17 protein-coding genes, 1 tRNA gene and 1 riboswitch are annotated in these 17,901 nt (G+C 71.5%); of the genes, 13 read left to right on the plus strand and 5 right to left on the minus strand.

Translation table 11 applies throughout. The features are described 5' to 3' along the window. The first annotated feature begins 72 nt into the window (after nucleotides 1-72). The 6 genes from IFT73_RS17835 (at nucleotide 73) to IFT73_RS17860 (ending at nucleotide 5,834) form a co-directional block, all read left to right on the plus strand. The gene (locus IFT73_RS17835; RefSeq protein ID WP_192168787.1) at nucleotides 73-999 is read left to right on the plus strand and encodes an ABC transporter ATP-binding protein; all 927 of its coding nucleotides are present in this window, start codon (nucleotides 73-75) and stop codon (nucleotides 997-999) included. Beyond that, nucleotides 996-1,811 (plus strand): ABC transporter permease, encoded by an 816-nt coding sequence (locus IFT73_RS17840; protein ID WP_192168788.1) that lies wholly within the window; start codon nucleotides 996-998, stop codon nucleotides 1,809-1,811. Before IFT73_RS17835 ends, IFT73_RS17840 begins: the two co-directional genes overlap by 4 nt. A 116-nt stretch (nucleotides 1,812-1,927) precedes the next feature. Then, a riboswitch (cobalamin riboswitch) is annotated at nucleotides 1,928-2,112 on the plus strand. 58 nt (nucleotides 2,113-2,170) lie between these two features. Further along, a complete protein-coding gene (locus tag IFT73_RS17845; protein ID WP_213014521.1) occupies nucleotides 2,171-3,220 on the plus strand; it encodes an ABC transporter substrate-binding protein in 1,050 nt (349 codons plus the stop codon). Continuing rightward, entirely contained in the window at nucleotides 3,217-4,260 is a 1,044-nt protein-coding gene (locus IFT73_RS17850) for an iron ABC transporter permease (protein WP_197984363.1), read from the plus strand. The genes IFT73_RS17845 and IFT73_RS17850 overlap by 4 nt, the downstream gene beginning before the upstream one ends. Continuing rightward, nucleotides 4,257-5,027: an ABC transporter ATP-binding protein gene (locus tag IFT73_RS17855; protein WP_192168789.1), complete on the plus strand. Its 771-nt coding sequence runs from the start codon at nucleotides 4,257-4,259 to the stop codon at nucleotides 5,025-5,027. The genes IFT73_RS17850 and IFT73_RS17855 overlap by 4 nt, the downstream gene beginning before the upstream one ends. Before the next feature lie 36 nt (nucleotides 5,028-5,063). Further along, nucleotides 5,064-5,834, plus strand: coding sequence for a hypothetical protein (locus IFT73_RS17860; protein WP_192168790.1), 771 nt, complete (start codon nucleotides 5,064-5,066; stop codon nucleotides 5,832-5,834). An 11-nt stretch (nucleotides 5,835-5,845) separates the two neighbouring features. Here the strand turns inward: IFT73_RS17860 and IFT73_RS17865 are convergent, their stop codons facing one another. Beyond that, nucleotides 5,846-6,106, minus strand: a complete 261-nt coding sequence (locus IFT73_RS17865; RefSeq protein WP_192168791.1) for a hypothetical protein — start codon at nucleotides 6,104-6,106, stop codon at nucleotides 5,846-5,848. Between the two features lie 297 nt (nucleotides 6,107-6,403). Between IFT73_RS17865 and IFT73_RS17870 the strand changes: the two genes are divergently transcribed. Next, entirely contained in the window at nucleotides 6,404-6,790 is a 387-nt protein-coding gene (locus IFT73_RS17870; RefSeq protein ID WP_192168792.1) for a hypothetical protein, read from the plus strand. A gap of 69 nt (nucleotides 6,791-6,859) precedes the next feature. On the opposite strand, the gene IFT73_RS17875 is transcribed toward IFT73_RS17870, so the two are convergent. After that, nucleotides 6,860-6,932: transfer RNA gene (locus IFT73_RS17875), tRNA-Arg, on the minus strand. 146 nt (nucleotides 6,933-7,078) lie between these two features. Between IFT73_RS17875 and IFT73_RS17880 the strand changes: the two genes are divergently transcribed. From IFT73_RS17880 to IFT73_RS19370, 3 genes are all read left to right on the plus strand, one after another. Continuing rightward, nucleotides 7,079-8,965 carry a hypothetical protein gene (locus IFT73_RS17880; RefSeq protein WP_192168793.1) on the plus strand — a complete coding sequence of 629 codons (1,887 nt, stop codon included), beginning with the start codon at nucleotides 7,079-7,081 and terminating at the stop codon, nucleotides 8,963-8,965. A 273-nt stretch (nucleotides 8,966-9,238) separates the two neighbouring features. Next, nucleotides 9,239-11,062 carry a phosphoenolpyruvate carboxykinase (GTP) gene (locus IFT73_RS17885; RefSeq protein ID WP_192168794.1) on the plus strand — a complete coding sequence of 608 codons (1,824 nt, stop codon included), beginning with the start codon at nucleotides 9,239-9,241 and terminating at the stop codon, nucleotides 11,060-11,062. A 69-nt stretch (nucleotides 11,063-11,131) separates the two neighbouring features. Beyond that, nucleotides 11,132-11,254 (plus strand): hypothetical protein, encoded by a 123-nt coding sequence (locus IFT73_RS19370; protein ID WP_256435563.1) that lies wholly within the window; start codon nucleotides 11,132-11,134, stop codon nucleotides 11,252-11,254. Between the two features lie 32 nt (nucleotides 11,255-11,286). Here IFT73_RS19370 and IFT73_RS17890 read toward each other — a convergent pair whose 3' ends face one another. Both IFT73_RS17890 and IFT73_RS17895 read right to left on the minus strand, forming a co-directional pair. After that, nucleotides 11,287-12,204 (minus strand): NADP-dependent oxidoreductase, encoded by a 918-nt coding sequence (locus IFT73_RS17890; protein ID WP_197984364.1) that lies wholly within the window; start codon nucleotides 12,202-12,204, stop codon nucleotides 11,287-11,289. A 90-nt stretch (nucleotides 12,205-12,294) separates the two neighbouring features. Then, nucleotides 12,295-13,092 (minus strand): SDR family NAD(P)-dependent oxidoreductase, encoded by a 798-nt coding sequence (locus IFT73_RS17895; RefSeq protein WP_192168796.1) that lies wholly within the window; start codon nucleotides 13,090-13,092, stop codon nucleotides 12,295-12,297. Nucleotides 13,093-13,192: 100 nt separating this feature from the next. Here IFT73_RS17895 and IFT73_RS17900 point away from each other — a divergent pair, with 100 nt between their 5' ends. The 3 genes from IFT73_RS17900 to IFT73_RS17910 all read left to right on the plus strand — a co-directional run bounded on the left by IFT73_RS17900 (nucleotide 13,193) and on the right by IFT73_RS17910 (nucleotide 14,898). After that, on the plus strand, nucleotides 13,193-14,062 hold the full coding sequence (locus IFT73_RS17900; RefSeq protein ID WP_192168797.1) for a helix-turn-helix transcriptional regulator: 870 nt from the start codon (nucleotides 13,193-13,195) through the stop codon (nucleotides 14,060-14,062). Then, nucleotides 14,059-14,373 (plus strand): hypothetical protein, encoded by a 315-nt coding sequence (locus IFT73_RS17905; protein ID WP_192168798.1) that lies wholly within the window; start codon nucleotides 14,059-14,061, stop codon nucleotides 14,371-14,373. The genes IFT73_RS17900 and IFT73_RS17905 overlap by 4 nt, the downstream gene beginning before the upstream one ends. 90 nt (nucleotides 14,374-14,463) lie before the next feature. Then, entirely contained in the window at nucleotides 14,464-14,898 is a 435-nt protein-coding gene (locus IFT73_RS17910; RefSeq protein WP_192168799.1) for a hypothetical protein, read from the plus strand. A 3-nt stretch (nucleotides 14,899-14,901) separates the two neighbouring features. On the opposite strand, the gene ppc is transcribed toward IFT73_RS17910, so the two are convergent. Then, nucleotides 14,902-17,724: a phosphoenolpyruvate carboxylase gene (gene ppc, locus IFT73_RS17915; protein WP_192168800.1), complete on the minus strand. Its 2,823-nt coding sequence runs from the start codon at nucleotides 17,722-17,724 to the stop codon at nucleotides 14,902-14,904. Nucleotides 17,725-17,901 lie beyond the last annotated feature (177 nt).

Below are 17,901 nucleotides of genomic sequence, written 5' to 3' on the forward strand. Positions count from 1 at the left end.
GGTGCTCCGCAGGGTCGAGATCGGTGACGTCCCCGATGTGGCCGGACGCCCCCGGACGCCACAGTCGTCCTCATGATCACCGTCGACAACCTCACCAAGACGTACGGCGGCTTCCGGGCCGTCGACGACGTCTCCTTCACTGCTCGACCCGGTCGGGTCACCGGCTTCCTGGGGCCCAACGGCGCCGGCAAGTCGACCTCGATGCGCGTCATGGTCGGCCTCACGCCGCCGACGTCCGGGCACGTCACGGTCTGCGGACGCCGCTTCGGCGACCTGCCCAACCCTGGGCGCGAGGTCGGCGTGCTGCTCGACGCCTCGGCCCAGCACGCCGGGCGGACCGGTCGGGAGATCCTGACGATCGCCCAGCGCACGATGGGCCTGCCGAAGGAGCGCGTCGCCGAGCTCATCGAGCAGGTCAGCCTGACACCGGCCGAGGCCGACCGCCGCGTGCGCCACTACTCGCTCGGCATGCGCCAGCGGCTCGGCATCGCGACCGCCCTGCTCGGCGAGCCCGAGGTCCTCATCCTCGACGAGCCGGCCAACGGCCTCGACCCGGCCGGCATCCGCTGGATGCGCGACCTGCTGCGCGGCTACGCCGACCTCGGCGCCACCGTGCTGCTGTCTTCGCACCTGTTGCACGAGATCGAGGTCGTCGCCGACGACCTGGTCGTGATCGGCAACGGCCGCATCGTCGCGCAGGGCACGAAGGCCGAGCTGTTGGCGTCGGCCGGGACGCTGGTGCGCACCCCGGACGTCGCCGCGCTCGCCACGGCCCTGACGGCGTCCGGCGTCACCTGCGCCCCCAGCGCCGCGGTCGGCGGGGCGGACGCCCTGCGGGTCGAGGCCGAGCCCGCTCTGGTCGGCTCGATCGCCCTCGAGGCGCGCGTCCCGCTGCTCGAGCTGCGTCCGGCCGAGGGCGCCGGGCTCGAGGAGATGTTCCTCGAGCTGACCGCCGACGACCAGCGCGAGACCACCGTCCGAGAAGGAGCCGCAGCATGAGCACGATCGCCACCCCCGTCCCGTCCCCCGCAGCAGCCGACCGGGAGCCCCGCCCCGTCCCCGCCCCCATCCCGTTCGGCCGGCTGGTGTCGGTCGAGCTCCGCAAGAGCGTCGACACCCGGGCCGGATTCTGGCTCCTGGCCTCGGTCGGCATCGTCGGCCTGCTCGCCACGGTCGCGGTGCTGCTGTGGTCCCCCGACTCCCAGCTGACGTACTCGACGTTCTCCGGGGCAGTCGGCTTCCCGATGACGGTGCTGCTGCCGATGATCGCGATCCTGCTGGTGACGGGCGAGTGGAGCCAGCGCAGCGGCCTGACGACGTTCACGCTCGTGCCGCACCGCGCCCGCGTCATTGGGGCCAAGGCCGCCGTCACGATCGGCATCGCCGTCGCCTCGACCGTGCTGGCCTTCGCGATCGGCGCGGTCGGGACGGTGATCGGCTCGGCGATCGCCGGCGTCGACCAGGTCTGGGACATGACGCCCGGCGACATCGCGAGCATCGGTCTGGCACAGACCCTCGGGATGCTGATCGGCTTCATGCTGGCCGCCGTCATCCGGAACTCGGCCGGCGCAATCGTGGCCTACTTCGTCTACTCCTTCGTGCTGTCGGGCCTCACCGAGCTGCTGGCCCAGTCGCAGGACTGGTTCGGCGACCTGAGGCCCTGGGTCGACGTCAACTACGCACAGGCGGCACTGTTCGACGGCAACCTGACCTCGGCGCAGTGGGCCCACCTCGCCGTGACGACCGCCGTGTGGCTGGTGCTCCCCCTCGCCGTCGGCATCCGGGTCCTGATGCGAGCCGAGGTGAAGTAGCGCCCCCCGCAGCGCGAGTGGTGCGTTCCGGGTCCCGAGTGCTGCGGTGTGGACAGACACGCCGTCCCAGAACGTCCGAAACGCACCACTCGCGGACGTCCGCGACAGCTGGTCAGTTAGGCTGCGGGCGAACCAGTCGTACCCATTCGTTTGGGTCAGGGAATCCGGTGAGAATCCGGAGCTGACGCGCAGCGGTGAGGGGGACGGAGGTGGCATCGGCCACTGGATCGCGAGATCCGGGAAGGCGTCACCGTCCGCATGAACCCGAGTCCGAAGACCTGCTGGTTCGCGGTCGACACGACGTCGGCCGGATCACCCACCAGGCTCCGCGCTCGAGCCTCAGATCAGAGGACACCCCTGTGCACCGTCGTACCCCCCTGCTCACCGTGGTCGCGCTGACCGCCTCCCTCCTCGCCGCCTGCGGGTCGGGCTCGATGACGGGAACCGCCTCCGAGGCGACCCTCGCCGGCACCGAGGGCCGGACCGACTACCCGCTGACGATCACGGACAACTGCGGCGTCGACGTCACGATCGAGAAGGCCCCCGAGAGAGCCGTGTCGGTCAACCAGGGCTCGACCGAGATCCTGCTGTCGCTGGGCCTGCAGGACCGCATGGTCGGCACCGCGACGTGGACCGACGCGGTCCGGCCGAACCTCGCCGCGGCCAACGCGGAGGTGCCGCGGCTCGGCGACGACGCCGTCTCGTACGAGCGTGTGCTGAAGGAGGAGCCCGACCTCGTCACCGCCTCGTTCGCCTACGCCCTCGACGGCGACGACCCCGACCGACGCGCGCAGTACGCGAGGCTCGGCGTCCCGACGTACCTCGCGCCGTCCCACTGCGACGGCCGCACCGATGCGAGCGGCGACGGCCCGCGCGACCACCCGCTCGAGATGGACGTGATCTACGAGGAGATCACGCAGCTCGCGGAGATCTTCGACGTCCCGTCGCGCGGCGAGGCCCTGGTCGCCGAGCTGAAGCAGCGCATGGCGGACGCCGCCGAGTCGGCGCCCGGCAGGGACGTCTCGATCGCCTACTGGTTCGCCAACACCGAGCTGCCCTACATGGCCGGCGCCAACGGCTCCCCCGGCGTCATGTCCCGCACGGTCGGCGTCGACAACGTCTTCGCCGACACCGACGTCGAGTGGCCGCAGATCAGCTGGGAGAGCGTGCTCGACCGCGACCCCGACGTCATCGCCCTGGGCGACCTGGCGCGCGACCAGGAGACCGGCGACAAGCTCGAGGACAAGATCCGGTTCCTCGAGACCAACCCCGTCACGAAGCAGCTCACCGCCGTCCGCGAGAAGCGCTACGTCGTGCTGAACGGCGCCGACATGAACCCGTCGATCCGGACGGTCGACGGCACCGAGAAGCTCGCGAAGGCGCTCGTCGACCTCGGGCTGACGGGTTGAGCGACGGGGCGGTGGCCGCCGTGGCGGCCACCGGCACCCGCTGGGCGCTGTGGGCCGCCGGCCTGGTCGCGCTGGTGCTGTCGATCGCCGTCGCGATCACGATCGGCCCCGCCGACCTGTCGGTGCACGACGTGTTCGCGGTCGTCGGCCAGCACCTGGGGCTCGGCGACGCCGGTGTGTCGCGCATCCGCGACGGCATCGTGTGGGAGCTGCGCCTGCCGCGCACTCTCCTGGCCGCGGTGTGTGGGGCGGGCCTGGCGATCTGCGGCGCGATCATGCAGTCGCTGCTGCGCAACCCGCTCGCCGACCCGTTCGTGCTGGGCATCTCGTCGGGAGCGTCGACGGGTGCGGTGATGGTGGTGATCCTCGGCGTCGGCGGCGGCATCATCACGCTGTCGACGGGCGCGTTCATCGGCGCGGTCGTCGCCTTCGCGATGGTGCTGCTGCTGGCCGCGGGCGCAGGCGGCACCCCCGACCGCGTCGTCCTGGCGGGCGTGGCGGCGACGCAGCTGTTCTCGGCGCTGACGTCGTTCATCGTGACGTCGTCGGCCGACGCCGAGCAGACCCGCGGCGTGCTGTTCTGGCTGCTCGGCTCGTTGAGCGGCGCGGGCTGGGTCGACGTCGTGACGTGCGGTGCAGTCTGCCTGGTCGGGCTGGTCGTGTGCATCACGCTCGCACCGGCGCTCGACGCGTTCGCGTTCGGCGAGGACGCCGCGTCGTCGCTCGGCATCTCGGTGCGCTGGGTGCGCCTCGTGCTCCTGGTCGTGACGGCGCTCATCACCGCGACGCTCGTGAGCGCCGCCGGCGCGATCGGCTTCGTCGGGCTGGTGCTGCCGCACGCCGCCCGCGCCGTCGTCGGGCCGGGGCACCGGCTGCTGCTGCCCGCGACCGCGCTGATCGGGGCGATCTTCCTGGTGTGGGTCGACACCGTCGCGCGGACGGTCTTCAGCCCGCAGGAGCTGCCTGTCGGCGTCGTCACGGCCCTGGTCGGCGTACCCGCGTTCGCGGTGATCCTCTACCGCCGGAGGGGTCCCGCATGAGCCTGTCGACGCGCGACGTCACGTGGTCGGTCGGCGGACGTCGCATCGTCGACGGCGTCACCCTCGACGTCTCGCCCGGCACCGTCGTGGGCCTGCTCGGCCCGAACGGCTCGGGCAAGTCGTCGCTGCTGCGCCTGCTGGCCGGCACGCGGGCGCCCAGCGACGGGCAGGTGCTGCTCGACGGCGTCGACCTCGCACGTCTGCGCCGCCGAGACGTCGCGCGTCGTGTCGCGGTGGTCGAGCAGCACGCGCAGACCGAGCTCGACCTCGTGGTCTCGGACGTCGTGAGGCTGGGGCGCATCCCGCACCGCAGCACGTGGTCGCCCGAGAGCGACACCGACCGCGCCGCCGTCGCCGAGGCCCTCGAGCGGGTCGAGCTGACGTCGATGGCCGGACGCTCGTGGCACACCCTGTCGGGCGGCGAGCGCCAGCGCGTCCACATCGCGCGGGCGCTTGCCCAGCAACCTCAGGAGCTGCTGCTCGACGAGCCGACCAACCACCTCGACGTCCACCACCAGCTCGACCTGCTGGGGCTCGTCCGCCGGTTGCGGATGACGTCGGTCGTGGCGCTGCACGACCTCAACCTCGCGGCGATGTTCTGCGACCGCCTCGTCGTCCTGAAGGACGGTGCGGTGGTCGCGGCCGGCACCCCGTCGGACGTCCTGACGCCGAGATTGATCGCGGACGTCTACCGCGTCCGGGCCGTCGTGACGTCCGAGGGACCCGGCGGCGTGCCGTCGGTGCGGTTCGAGCCGGGCGCTCCGTGACGTCTCGGTGACCCCGGGCCGTCCTAGGGTCTGGCCATGTCGCGTCGACGCAGGAACGCCCTGGCGGCGTCCTTCGCCGTCCCGGCACTGGCCGTGCTGGTGCTCACGCGCGCGGACGGCCCGTGGGCCGTCTTCGGCGCGGTCGCGGTCGGGGCGGTGTCGACCGCGCTCGCCGCGGTCGCGATCTCGCTCGCGCGGCGGCGGTCCGTCCCGCCGATCGCGATGGCCCTCTCGAGCGTCGTGGTGCCCGTCGTCCTGGGGGCCGTGGGGTTCTGGGTCAGGTACGGCTCGTCCGAGGAGGCCGGGCGCTGGATCGCCACCCTCTCGTTGATGGCGCTGGCGGCGTGCGGGCTGGCGCTGCTGTCGTCCCTGCTGATGCCGCGTCGGCCAGTCGTGACGAAGGTGCTGTGCGGGGTCGTCCTCGCGACGACCGTCCCCGCCGGTGCGCTCCTCGCCGTCGCCCAGACCGCTGACGGACGCCACGGCTCGTGGGTCGACGCGTTCCCTGGCGACGGGACCGCCCGATCGGCGACGCCCGAGGAGCGGGCGTACACCCCGACCATCGAGTACCACCTCGTCGCCCGGGCCTGGGACGCCTCCGGCGTCGACTGCGCCGATCTGCTCGACGTCCTCGGTCGGCACGCCGATGCGCCGACCGTGAGGCCCGAGGTCCCCCCGCTCGCGCCGGACGTCGCGTGCGCGGCCGAGACCACGGGCCGCTGGCGCGCGACCCAGGCCGTGCTGACCCGTGACGGGCGGCTCGTCGTCAGCGCCTGGTCGCCGACCGGCGAGCTGTTCGTCTGGTGACGCCGAACGGGTCAGCCGCCGAGCTGCTGCACCGACGCCGTCAGGGCACCGGCCTGCTCGGCGAGGGCCTCGTCGGTCGGGTCGGACCCGAGACGCTCGGCCAGGTCGCGGCGCGAGATGACCTCGAGGGCGCCGCGGTAGTCGTCGGTGGCCAGCTGGTCGGGGTCGATCGCCTCGACCCGGCCCTCGACGAGGCCGAGGACGGCGTCGTCGGACGGCTGCTGCAGGAGGGCGTGGACGTGGTCGATCGTGATGGTCTGGGGTTCGGTCATGGAGCCTTCATGCCCCGTCGACGAGGTTCGAATCACCCCCTGGTGATCGCGTCCGACGATTGAGCACGGGGCCTCGGGGTAGGAGACATGGTGTGGCGTTGAGCAACCAGCGCCGCTGCGAAGCCCACCCCGATCAACGCGGGGTGGGCTTCGTCGTGATTGTTCCGGAAGCCACCGACAGAAAAGGCCGCTCGCTGCTCGGTGTCCTCCATCGGATTGGTGCGTCCACGACCAGAAGAGTCGAAGACTGATGAAGCCGACGAGCAACGTGGCCCCCACAGCAGGGAGACTGGCCTCGTGAACGGCGAGTCGAATCCCTCAGGCGACCTGATCCACATCCGTGTGATGAACGAGTACGGCGGCGGACTGCCGCTGTGGCCTGACGACATCGACGACGACGTCGACGATCTCGACCTCAGCGACGATCTGCGCGCCGACCTGATGGCGTTCGCCGATCGGTGGGACGCGGCGATCGACCCGGAGGTCACCGACGATCGATGGGATGGCGTCCCGGTGATGCAGACCCTCGTGAGAGCGAAGTATTCGCTGGGCCGACTGCTGCACCCGGCGCGAGAGCGAGCGGCTGAGGCTGAGTACGAGGACATGCGTCGCACCGGCGAAGCTCTCGCGGTGCGCGTCCAGGACGAGCTCGGCCCGGCCTATCGCGTGACGTACGTGCACTGACCCTCGACGCGCTGCACGACGAAGGCCCCCGATCCCGGTGGGGATCGAGGGCCTTGCGTCACTGCCGTGCGCGCCCGAAGGGATTCGAACCCCTAACCTTCTGATCCGTAGTCAGATGCTCTATCCGTTGAGCTACGGGCGCAACCACCCCGGAGGGCCTTGGCAATCCTAGCCTGCCGTGGCTCTGGGTGAAAATCCGCCCCCAGTTGTACGTAACCGACCATGCGGGAGCCCGCGCTCACCTAGGCTGACGCGGCACGACTCGTCACTTCTCTCGGGAGCACCCCCATGGCATCACGCCGGCTGCGCATCGCGGCCACCTTCACGTCCACCGTCGCCATGGTCGGGGCCGGTCTCGCCGTCGCCTCCGTCCCGGCCCAGGCAGCGCCCAGCTTCGCGCCGTGCGCCCCCGCCTACCCCCTGACGAAGGTCGACAACGGCAGCACCGTCTCGAACCTGACCCCCGGCCAGTCCGTCACGGGCCTGACCTCGGTCGACAGCGGAGCGCCCGTCCAGTTCACCGGCACGTACGTCGGCACGATCGACAACGGCATCGCCGACGGCCTCGACATGCTGGTCTTCGACCTCAAGGGCCCGCGCCTGACCAACGCCGACGGCAGCGTCGCGGCCGGCAACTGGGCCGGCATCTCCGGCTCGCCGATCTACGACGACGCGACGGGCGACCTCGTGGGCAGCGTGTCGTACGGGTTCACGTCCGCGCTGTCACCGCGCGCCGGCGTCACCCCCGCGACGTACCTGTACGACCTGTCGGCGCCGGGCTACTCGGCCTCGGCCACCGCTCGCTCCACCGTCAAGGCGTCCCCCAAGGAGGCCGCGGCGATCCAGCGCGCCAGCGACCGTCCCGGTGCGCTCGGCGTGGGCCGGGTCCTCGAGCCCACCAAGCAGGTCAGCGGCGTCAACGCGACGGTCGCCAACAAGCTCGCCAAGAAGTCACGCCTGCTGCAGAAGTCGCCCGCCCTGGCCGGTGGCTTCCGCGCCGGCGGCGGCGGTGGCGGCAGCGACGTCGACTACCCGATCGTCCCCGGTGGCAGCATCGCGGTGACGGCCGGCACGGGCACCGTCACGACGGGCCTCGTCGGCACCGTCACCGCGGTGTGCGGCGACCAGGTCTACGCCTTCGGCCACCCGGGCAACTTCACCGGCGCATCGACCGCGACGTTCAACGGCGCCCAGACCGTGATGATCCAGGAGGACGGCGTCATGAGCCCGTCGTTCAAGATCGCCAACATCGGGCGCGTCAAGGGCGTCATCACGCAGGACCGCCTGCAGGGCGTCGTCGGCACGCTCGGCCAGGCCCCGACCCAGGTCGCCCAGGTCACCACGACGTCGACGGCCCCCCGCCTCGCCGCCCCCAAGACGTCGCGCACGACGGTCAGCGACCCGGCCGCCCTGCCCTACACCGTGGCCAGCCAGGTCGCGAGCGACGCCATCACGACGCTCAACCAGAACGCCGCCGGCGACGCCCTGATGTCGTGGACCATCAGGTACACGCGGGCCCGCTCGGCCGGTGTCAAGACGTTCAAGCGGACGCAGCGGTACGCGACGACCTCGAGCCTGGCCGAGACCGTCTCGTACGACGTCGCCAGCGACGTCGAGTCGCTCATCGACAACGGCTTCGAGAAGGTCACGGTCTCGGCCGTCGACGTCTCGTCGGCGTTCCAGCCCACCTCGAAGGCCGTCAAGCCCGCTCGCGCCCAGCAGTACACGCGGGGCAAGTGGCGCTGGGTCGGGCGCCACGGCGTCAAGGCCAAGCGCGGCTCGACGATCGTCCTGCGGGCACGTCTCAGCGCCGCCGACTCCGACTCGACGGCCCGCCCGTCGTTCACGCGCGGCGTGAAGTACCGCGTCTCCAAGAGCGCGCGCGGCACGGGCAAGATCGTCCTCACCGGGCACCAGACGTTCAGCTTCGACGACCTCGAGGAGCTCTTCTTCGCCGACGAGGACATGCTCAAGGAGCTGCTCGACGACGAGGCCGAGCCCCCGAAGAACCTCACCCAGCTGATCGAGGCGCTCGGCTCGGTGCCGCGTCAGGACGACCTGGTCGGCACGTTCTCCTACAAGAACGGCGGCGGCAAGCTCGAGTCCGAGCGCACCGTGCGGGCGACGAGCGTCGTCGACGGCTCGCTGAAGGTGCGGGTCACCTTCCGCCGCTAGACCGCACGCGCACCGACGAGAGGGAGGCACCGGACGGTGCCTCCCTCTCGCGCATCCGGGACCCGCCATACCCACCTGACATAGTCCTACTCATGTGACCAACTCCACCCGTGCATCCATATCCACCGCCCGCGGATGGCCCGTAACGTGACACGAATCGTCATCGCCCGTCGGTGACGATTTTCGTCACACATCAGCTGTCCCGGTCCCCGATGGGCCGGGAGGTGCGAGTCAATGCGCTTGGCCCGCGATGCGCGAGAAGGAAAAGTTCACATGTCTGCAGACACCACCGTCCAGTCCACCTACCGGTCGTCGTACGCCAAGCTCCAGAGCTGGGTCGACGAGGTAGCCGCCCTCACCCAGCCGTCCGACATCCACTGGTGCGAGGGAACCCCCGAAGAGTGGGTCAGCATCACCGACAGGCTCGTCGAGGCCGGCACGTTCAAGCGCCTCAACGCCGAGAAGAAGCCCAACTCCTTCTACTGCGCGTCCGACCCCAACGACGTCGCCCGCGTCGAGGACCGCACCTTCATCTGCTCGGTCGACGAGAAGGACGCCGGGCCCACCAACAACTGGATGGCTCCCGACGAGATGAAGGAGCTCATGCGGGGGCTCTACGACGGCTGCATGCAGGGCCGCACGATGTACGTCATCCCGTTCGTGATGGGTCACCTCGACTCCGACCACCCGATGTTCGGCGTCGAGATCACCGACTCGGCCTACGTCGTCGCGTCGATGACGGTCATGGCCCGCATCGGCCGCGAGGTGCTCGACAAGATCGAGGCGACCGAGGCCGACTACGTCCCCGCGCTGCACTCGTTCGGCGCGCCCCTGGTCGACGGCGCGACCGACGTCCCGTGGCCGTGCAACGACACGAAGTACATCGTGCAGTTCCCCGAGGAGCGGACGATCTGGTCGTACGGCTCGAGCTACGGCGGCAACGCCCTGCTGGGCAAGAAGTGCTACGCGCTGCGCATCGCCTCGGTCATGGGCCGCGACGAGGGCTGGATGGCCGAGCACATGCTGATCCTCAAGCTCACGAACCCCGAGGGCGTCGTCAAGTACGTCGCCGCGGGCTTCCCGAGCGCGTGCGGCAAGACCAACCTCGCGATGGTCGAGCCGACGATCCCGGGCTGGAAGGTCGAGACGATCGGCGACGACATCGCGTGGATCCGCGTCGGTGCCGACGGCCGCCTGTACGCCGTCAACCCCGAGTTCGGCCTGTTCGGCGTCGCGCCGGGCACCGGCTGGGACACCAACTCCAACGCGATGCGCACGATCGAGCAGGGCAACTCGGTGTTCACCAACGTCGCCCTCACCGACGACGGCGACGTGTGGTGGGAGGGCATGACCGACGAGGCGCCGGCCCACCTGACCGACTGGAAGGGGAACGACTGGACGCCGGAGAGCGACCAGCTCTCGAGCCACGCCAACAGCCGCTTCTGCACCCCGATCAAGCAGTGCCCGACGCTGGCCGACGAGTACGACGACCCCAACGGCGTCCCGCTCGACGCGATCCTGTTCGGCGGCCGCCGCAAGACGACGATCCCCCTCGTGACCGAGGCCCGCGACTGGACCCACGGCACGTTCATGGGTGCGACGCTGTCGTCCGAGACGACCGCCGCCGCCACCGGAGCCGTCGGTGTCGTCCGCCGCGACCCCATGGCGATGCTGCCGTTCATCGGCTACGACGCGGGTGACTACTTCGGCCACTGGATCAGCATGGCCAAGAACAACGACGAGTCGAAGTTCCCGAAGATCTTCTACGTCAACTGGTTCCGTCGCGACGAGGACGGCGGCTTCCTGTGGCCCGGCTTCGGCGAGAACAGCCGCATCCTGAAGTACGTCATCGATCGCGTCGAGGGCAAGGTCGAGGCCCACGAGACGCCGATCGGGCTCGTCCCGCCGACGTCGTCGATCGACACCGACGGCCTCGACGTCACCGACGAGCAGCTGGCCAAGGCGCTCGCTGTCGACACCGACGAGTGGGCGGCCGAGCTGCCGCAGATCAACGAGTGGTTCGAGAAGTTCGGCGACACCCTGCCGGCCGTCCTCTGGACCGAGCTCGACGGCCTGAAGGCCCGCCTGGGTCTCTGACCTTCGCTTCCCACCACGGCGCCCCGGACCTTCTGGTTCGGGGCGCTGTCGTTCGATGCGCGCGCGGCCATGACTCGTGCGGTCCTCTCCCCGGCCCACGGGCGGGTCTTCGGTGACGAGGTGGCCCGGCCGGGCGAGATCGCCCGGGTCGTCCTGGTGCCGAGTGACGCCGGCCCGGGCACCGACGACTGACCGACCGGGCGCGGTGCTCGCGCAGGCGGGTCTCAGGGGATCAGGACCAGCTTGCCCGTCACCCCCCGGCCCAGCTCCTCGTGGGCGACGGCGGCCTGCTCGAGCGGGTAGGTCGCGGCGACGTGCACCGTCAGGTGCCCGGCCTCGATCAGGTCGACGACGGTCTGCAGCGCCGACCGGCTCGGGACGATGCGGATGCGGTCGAGCACGATGCCGCGTTCGCGGGCAGCGACGACGTCCTCGTCGCGGACGTCGAGCAGCGACGCCACGACTCCCCCGTCTCGCACGACGGCGAGCGAGCGCGCGACGCTCTCGCCGCCGAACGGGTCGATCACCAGGTCGAGGCCCGAGAGCTCGTCGACGAAGTCGACCTCGCGATAGTCGATGACCCGGTCGGCACCGAGCCCGCGGACGAAGTCGACCTTGCCGGCGCTGGCCGTCGCGACGACCTCGGCCCCTAGCGCCTTCGCCATCTGCACCGCGACGTGACCGACTCCCCCGCCGGCCGCCTGCACCAGCACCCGCTGGCCCGGCCGCAGGTCGGCGACCTCGACGATCGATCGGTGGGCCGTCAGCGCGACGAGAGACAGCGCCGCGGCCTGCACGTCGTCGAGCGCGTCGGGGATGGCCAGCAGCTCCGCGGCCGGGACGACTACCTGCTCGGCGTACGTGTTGCCGGCCCCCGGAAGGCGCGGCATCCCGAAGACGCGGTCGCCGACCATGAAGTCGGTGACGCCCTCGCCGACGGCGTCGACGACCCCGGCGACGTCCCACCCCAGGCTGAACGGCGGCTCGCCGATCATGGGGTACCAGCCCTCGCGCACCGCGACGTCGAGCGGATTGACGCCGATCGCCGTGACCGCCACGCGCACCTCGCCGTCGTCCGGCTCGGGGACGGGCCGGTCGACCATCTCGAGGACGTCCGGTCCGCCGAACACGTTCTGGGTCATGATCCGCACAAGCACTCCTCGGCGACAAACTGTTGACAATTTGGGCCGAGCCTACGGGTTGCCTCGTGCACGCGGCGTGACCGCCGCCCCTCAGCCCACCTGGTGGGTGGCCGAGATGCCTCCGTCGACGTACAGCGTCGTGCCGTGCACCATCCGCGCGTCGTCCGACACGAGGAACACGACGCCGCGGGCGATGTCGTCGGGCGAGACGACCGTGCCGGCGGGCGTCCCGGCCGTCATGGCGTCGAGGACGTCGCTGCTGTGCTCGGTGCCGGGCGTCAGGGTCGCACCGGGCGCGAGAGCGTTGACGCGCACGCCGCGAGAGCCGAACTCGGCGGCCCACGAACGGGTCAGCTGCTCGTCCGCGGCCTTGGTGGCCGAGTACATCGCACCGAACGGCATGCCGGTCTGCGCCATCCACGAGCCGATCGTGACGATCGCACCCGTGCCGCGCTCGGCCATCGCCGGCGCGAGCGCGGCCACCAGCACGTGCGGGGCGCGGACGTTGACCGCCAGCATCGCGTCGAGGTCGGCATCGGCGAGGTCGACGGTCGGCGTCGCCGGGTAGATGCCGGCGTTGTTCACCAGGACGTCGACGCGTCCGCCGAGCACGTCGGTCGCCTCGGCCGCGAAGGCGCGCAGGTCGGCGTACGAGCCACCCAGGTCGACGGCCACGAAGTCGGCGCGGCCGCCTGCCTGGACGATGTCGTCGACGACCGCCTTCCCACGCGCGGCGTCGCGCCCGCTGACGAGCACGTGCGCGCCCTCGGCGGCGAGCAGCCGTGCGGTCGCGGCGCCGATGCCGCTGGTCGATCCGGTGACGAGGGCCGTGCGCGAGGTGAGCCGCGCCGGACGGGAGATGGTCTGGGTCGTGTCGTGTGAGGTCATGCGTCCTGTCTACGGACGTCCGCGGCGATCAACCAGACCGCGTCGAACCTGGGCATGACGTGACCAGGCTCGCCGGCGTCCGCGCTCGTACAGTGGATGGATGCCCGCCGACCGCAGCGCCCTCGGAGCGTTCCTGCGCAGCCGCCGCGACCGGCTGACCCCCGCGCAGGCCGGCATCACCGCGTTCCCTGGTGCCCGCCGCGTGCCGGGCCTGCGGCGCGAGGAGCTCGCGGTGCTGGCCGGCCTCAGCCCCGACTACTACAGCCGGGTCGAGCAGGGCCGCCAGCCCACCGTCTCGACCGAGGTGCTGGACGCGCTCGCGCGGGCCCTGCGTCTCGACGACACCGAGCGCGCGCACCTGCACACCCTCGCCGCCCCGCCGCGACGTCGCACGTCGCGGCCCACGGCCACGCAGCAGCAGGCCGATCCCGGCCTGCTGCGGCTCATGACGACGCTCGACCACGTCCCGGCGATGGTGCTCGGTCGCAGCGGCACGATCCTGGCGACCAACCACCTGCTCCGCTGCGTGCTGGGCCGAACCTTCGAGCCCGGCAGCTCGCTGATGCGCTACCTGTTCCTCGACCCCGACGCACGCGAGCGGATCGTCAACTGGGAGAGCTTCGCCCAGGCGTCGGTCGGCGCGCTGAGGCGCGAGATGGGGCTGCATCCCGACGACGCGCAGCTGCAACGTCTCGTCGCCGAGCTGCGCGAGGCCGACCCCGACGTCGCGCGGTGGTGGGACGACCAGGGCGTCCGCGACTACGCATCGGTGCCCAAGCAGATCGACCACCCGGTCGCCGGCCCGCTCTCGTTCGACATCGAGCTCGTCACGATGGCGAACCTGCCCGACCAGCACCTGATCGTCTACACCGTGCAGCCCGACTCCCCCACCGCCCGCGCCCTACCCTTGGTCGCCAGCTGGGACGCCGACGTGCAGGGTCGTGCCACCGCGCCCACGATGGAGTCATGACCAACGGACACACACCGCCCAAGGGCGTGCAGGAGGTCGGCCAGCGGGCCGTCCGCTGGATCGAGGACGGCAAGGCCGGTCAGGGCTTCACCGACACCGGCGACCACCGCGCCCACCAGCTCGCGAACGGCGAGGCGCTGTCGGACGAGGAGGTCAAGAAGATGAAGGCCTACTTCAAGCGGCACTCCGTCGACAAGGACGCCGAGGGGTTCACGCACGGCTCGGACGGCTTCCCGTCCCCCGGCCGCGTCGCCTGGGACGCGTGGGGCGGCGACGAGGGCGAGCGCTGGGTCGGCACGATCGACGTCTGAGGCAGCGACGCCCGCCGTGAGCGGTTCACGGCCCGGCCGCTTACCGTGGAGGGAGACGTACGTCCGACAGGTCCTGCCAGGGGGTGAGCCATGACCGCGAACCATCGCCCGACGACGGTGGCCGAGGCCGTGGTGCGTCACCCCGTCGTGCACCCGGCGTCCCTGACCGTCGCCGAGGCCCGTGTCGCCCTCGACGACCCGCACCGCCACCTGCTGCTGATCGTGTCGGGTCGTCGCCTGCTCGGCACCGTCGCCCGCGACGACCTGACGGACGCGGCCGACGACACGGCCCCTGCCCTGACACACGCTCGCCTGGTCGGACGGCTCGCCCTGCCGCACCAACCGCTGGGGCCCCTGCACGACTCGATGGCACGGGCGGGTGAGCGTCGCCGAGCCGTCGTCGACGAGCACGGCCTGCTGCTGGGGCTGCTGTGCCTCAAGTCCAGCGCGTCCGGCTTCTGCTCCGACGCGGGCATCGCCGCGCGTCGCGCGTCCGTGCAACGAGACGCGCACCCGACACGCTGACGCCTATCCGGTGTTGCGCAGGCCCGCGGAGATGCCGTTGATCGTCAGCAGCAGGGCCCGCTGCAGGTCGTCGTCGGGCTCGTCACCCTCGGCGACGTCGCGCACCGAGCGCAGCAGCGACACCTGCAGGGCGTGCAGCGGCGCGAGGTAGGAGTCGCGCAGCGCGAGCGTGCGGCGCAGGATCGGCGCCGACTCGAGCAGCGCCTGCTCGCCCGTCACCCGCAGCACCTGCTCGAGCGTCAGCTCGTGCTCGCGGCGGATGACGTCGAAGATCGCGCGCGAGTCGTCCGGCACGAGGGCCTGCACGTACTCGGCCGCGATGTCGAGATCGGTCTTGGTCAGCGTCATCTGGACGTTCGAGACGAACGTGCGGAAGAACGCCCACGAGCCGTACATCTCCTGCAGCGTCTCGCCGCGGCCGTCGTCGAAGGCCGCCTTGAGGCCCGAGCCGACGCCGAACCAGCCGGGCAGGATGATGCGCGACTGCGTCCACCCGAACACCCACGGGATGGCGCGGAGGTCGTCGAGACCTCCCTCGCCGCCGGGGCGCTTGGCGGGCCGTGAGCCGATGTTCATCTTGCCGAGCTCGTCGACCGGCGTGGCCGCGACGAAGAACGGCACGAGCGCGTCGTCGCGCACCAGGGCGCGGTAGGCGTCCTTGCCCTTGGCGGCGACGAGGTCCATCGTGGCGTTCCAGCCGCCCAGCAGGTCGGCGGGCAGCAGCGACGTGCGGTGCAGCACCGACGCCTCGAGCACCGCGGCGAGCGCTCCCTCGAGGTTCTGACGTCCGAGACCCGGCAGCGAGTACTTGTCGGAGATGACCTCGCCCTGCTCGGTGATCTTGATGGGCCCGTCGAGGCTGCCGTACGGCTGCGACATGATCGCCTCGGCCGTGGGACCGCCGCCGCGTCCGGTCGAGCCGCCGCGACCGTGGAACAGCCGCAGGACGACGCCGTGCTCGCGGGCGATGTCGCGCAGGCCGCGCTGGGCCCGGTGCACCTGCCACTGCGAAGCCGCGATGCCGGCGTCCTTGGACGAGTCGGAGTAGCCGAGCATGATCTCCTGCACGTCGCCGCGGGCCGCGACGATCCTGCGGTACGTGGGGTCGCTCAGCAGGGCCTCGAGCAGCGGGCCGGCGGCCTCGAGCTCGGCGACGGTCTCGAACAGCGGCGCGAAGCCGATGCGCGCCACGACGTCCGTGCCGGCCAGGTCGACCAGCCCGACCTCGCGGGCCAGGACCACGACGGCGAAGAGGTCGTCGACGTCGTGCGTCATCGAGACGATGTAGGTCTCGATGACCTCGGGACCGTACGTGTCGAGCGCCTCGCGGATCACCTCGAGCAGCCCGAGCGACGCCGACGCGGCCTCGCCGACGTCCGTCACCCCGGCGCCGGTCAGGGGACGCGGCGACGCCATCTCGCGGGCCAGCCGCTCGATGCGCTCAGGACGCTCGAGCGAGGCGTATTCGGTCTCGCCGATGCGCGCGTACAGCTCGGCGAGCGCCGCGTGGTGCTTGGCGCTGTGCTCGCGGACGTCCATCGTGGCCAGGCCCGCTCCGAAGGTGACGGCGGTGCGGATGAGCCGCAGGATCGCGCCGTCACCCGTCAGGTGGTCGCCCGCGGCGAGCATCGAGTCGCGCACCAGCGACAGGTCGTGCACGAGGTCGTCGAACGACAGGTAGTCGCGGCCCGGCTCGTGCGCCGTGCCGTCGACGAGCCGGTCGCGCGTGCGCAGCAGGCGTACGCGGACGAAGCTGAGCTTGAGCCGGTAGGGCTCGTCGGCGTTCAGTCGTCGGATCGACTCCCACGTGATGGGCAGCGCCTCCGCGTCGGCGGCGAGGCTGTCGCGCAGGGCGTCGGTCGCGTCGACGATGCGGGTCGAGGCCGTCATCTCGGTGAGCACCTCGTCGACGGCGTCGATCAGCTGCGAGATGCCGGACGTGTGCTGCAGGTGCAGGATCTCGAGCGTCACGGCGGGCGTCACGTTGGGGTTGCCGTCGCGGTCGCCGCCGGCCCACGTGCCGAAGCGCAGCGGGCGGGCCGTCGCGGGCAGCGTGACGTCGACGCGGGCGAGCTGGCGGTCGAGCTCGGCCAGCAGGTCGGGGACGACCTCGTCGGCGATCGAGCGCAGGTAGTAGACCGCGGTGCGCGCCTCGTCCTTGGGCTCGGGGCGGACGACGCGCAGCTCGTCGGTCTGCCAGAGCAGGTCGACCAGCTCGGCCAGACGTCGCTCGTCGGCCTGCTTCTGCGACGCGGGACGACGCGGGTCCTCCATCGTCCGGACGGTCTCGGCGACCTTGCGCAGCAGGCGCAGGACGCTGCGACGGCTGGCCTCGGTGGGGTGGGCCGTGAAGACGGGGCGGTACTCGACGCGCTGCAGCACCTGCTCGAGCAGCTCGCGCGAGAGGCTGCCGTCGTCGAGGGCGGCACCGATGCGGTCGATCGTGCCGGCTAGGGGGCCCTCGCCCTCGGCGGTCAGCTCCTGCCAGCGGTGCAGCTGCTCGGTGGTGTTGACGAGCTGGAAGTAGGCCGTGAACGCCCGGGCCAGGACGACCGCGGTGGCCGGGTCGATGCCGTCGAGCACCTCGCGCAGCTCGGCGTCGTCGGGCTGGCGGGCGAGGCCGCGCACCTTCTCGACGAGGTCGAGCAGCTCGGCGCCCTCGTGCCGGGTGAGCGCCTCGCCGAGCAGCGTCGTCAGCTGTCGGACGGACGCCCGCAGGGCCGTGTGCTCGGCGTCGGACGACAGCCCGCCCCCGAACGAGGCGGCGTCGGGCTGGCGACGGTCGGACGCGAGGATCTGCTCGGTCGTACGGGTCTGGGGGGTCACGCCCCTAGTCTGCCGAACTCGTGTGACGCCTATGTGTCCGGTCTCACTTCCGCGCCTGTTCCGTTCGCAGGGAGCGCAGCGACCGTGACCACACCCCCGTTCGCCAGGGAGCGCAGCGACCGTGACCACGCCCCCGTTCGCCAGGGAGCGCAGCGACCGTGAGGGCGAAGCCCGAGG

It is taken from the genome of Aeromicrobium sp. CFBP 8757 (assembly GCF_014841755.1).
Classification (GTDB): domain Bacteria; phylum Actinomycetota; class Actinomycetes; order Propionibacteriales; family Nocardioidaceae; genus Aeromicrobium.